Source organism: Thermogutta sp. (genome assembly GCF_014359955.1).
Taxonomy (GTDB): domain Bacteria; phylum Planctomycetota; class Planctomycetia; order Pirellulales; family Thermoguttaceae; genus Thermogutta.
The window spans coordinates 1-2,134 of the sequence record NZ_JACIYL010000754.1; the positions used below are offsets into that span (position 1 = coordinate 1).

Annotated in this window: 2 protein-coding genes; both read left to right on the plus strand. The window is 58.0% G+C overall.

The window, feature by feature from the left end; genetic code table 11:
- The coding region (locus tag H5U08_RS16625) for a DUF1553 domain-containing protein (RefSeq protein WP_297035622.1) at positions 1-679 on the plus strand (679 nt) is incomplete at its 5' end.
- 21 nt (positions 680-700) lie between these two features.
- A complete protein-coding gene (locus H5U08_RS16630; protein ID WP_297035625.1) occupies positions 701-2,095 on the plus strand; it encodes a DUF1501 domain-containing protein in 1,395 nt (464 codons plus the stop codon).
- Positions 2,096-2,134: the final 39 nt, after the last annotated feature.

Genomic DNA, 2,134 nt, shown 5'->3' on the forward strand with positions numbered 1-2,134 from the left:
CGATATCCGTGACGACAATCCTGCCGTAGCTCCCGAAGTTCTCTTTTATCTGGAGTCGGAGTTGGTTCGTTCGGGTTGGGATCTCAAACATATTTATCGTCTCATTTGCAATTCCGCCACGTATCAGTTGTCGTGTATTCCCAGAAGCCAGAACCCCAAAGCCGGGATGTACTTTGCGTACTATCCGATGCGTCGGCTCGATGCCGAGGTGCTCATCGATGCTATTTGCCAGATTACGGGCACCAGTGAAGAGTACTGGAGCATGGTGCCCGAGCCTTACACGATCATTCCCCAGGGAGAACGGGCAGTCCGTCTGGGCGATGCCAGCATCACGAGTGCATTCCTCGAGCTATTCGGCCGGCCGCCCCGCGATGTGGGACTCGTGTCGGAGCGTGCGAACCGTATGACGGCCTCGCAGCGTTTGCATCTCCTCAATTCCAGCCATATCCTGCAGAAAATCGAACAGGGTCCTGGACTGGAATGGGCCCGGAACTCTTACACCAATCCCCGGCAAACGGTCACTCGACTTTACCTCACGATTCTCTCTCGCTACCCAACCGAAAAAGAATGGGAAATCCTCAAACAAACCAGCGCGAAATCCTCGCGGCTTTCGCGGGAAATGGTGATTGATCTCATTTGGGCCTTGATGAACAGTACGGAGTTTTTGTATCGCCACTGAATGATGGAGGGAGGTTCACTCATGAGCGATGTCGCCAATACCCATGTGGTTCTCAATGCAGAAGGGCCCCACCTTACCGCCCGATTGACCCGGCGTGCTGCGCTCAAACGGGGAGTATTCGGTGCACTGGCCCTTTACCTTGGCCGCTCGGGAGTTGTCCCGCGTCACGCCTGGGCCTTTGACCCGACGCTTCCGGCCACGAAGCCGGCAAAGGCGAAGGCCGTGATTCAAATCTGGATGTGGGGCGGTCCACCACATTTGGACACGTTCGACCCGAAACCCGAGGCGGGCAATGATTACTGCGGGGCCTTCACAAGCCCCATCGAAACGAACGTGAGCGGCATCCGGATCAACGAACTGCTCACGGAGCTGGCCAAAATCGCGGATAAATACAGCCTCATCCGTAGCATGACGCACGGCGTCAACGCTCATGAAACGGCGTCCTATCTTGTGCAAACGGGACGCATGCCGGGAGACCGGATCGTCTATCCCGCCGTGGGAGCAGTCGTGGCCTACTTCAAGGGACAACCGCCAGAATACGACGGTTTGATCCCGCCGTATATCGTGCTTACCGAACCGCAGGGCCGGTTTTCTGAGGCCGGTTTTCTCGGCCCGCGGTTTAAACCGTTCGCCACGGGGGGAGATCCCGCACGAACCCCCTTCACAGTCGAAGGGATCGTATCTCCCGGGGTGACGGTGGCGCGGCAAAAAAGTCGCCGGGAACTGCTGCAAAATCTGGACCTTCTGCGCCAGGCTTTGGGAGACGATCCCCAAATTCAGGAAGTCAAGCAGGCCGAAGAACAGGCTTACGACCTGATCCTGGGCACCAGCGGCAAGGCATTTGACCCGAGCGAAGAACCTCAGGAAGTACGCGAGAAATATGGAATGACCACTTTTGGTCAATCCTGTTTGGTCGCGCGGCGGCTGGTGGAGCGCGGAGTTCGTTACATTACGATCAACTACAAAGGTTGGGACACCCACAAAGAGAACTTCGTGGTCATGCGGCGGAAGCTGCCCGAGTTCGACCGCGGTCTCGCTTCCCTCATTCAAGACCTGGCCGATCGCGGCCTGCTCGATTCGACGATTGTATGGTGCTGCGGAGAGTTCGGCCGCACTCCCAAGATCGCGTGGGAAGCCCCATGGAACGGCGGTCGGCACCACTACGGGCCGGCCTTCTCCGCTCTTGTGGCAGGCGGCGGGTTCAAGGGTGGTCATGTGGTCGGGGCGACAGACAAGACAGGCTCCGAAGTCAAAGACCGGCCCGTCCATCCAACCGACCTGATCGCCAGCATGTACGAGCTTCTGGGAATTGATCCCGGCACCACCATCCGTCACCCCCAGGGATACATGGTCCGCCTGATCCCCGAGCCGGAAAACGGTGTCACGTCGGGCGGCCTGTTGACGGAAATCATGTAACCGTAGATTTGCGGTGCTTCGTTCGCAGCGCTGAACGAG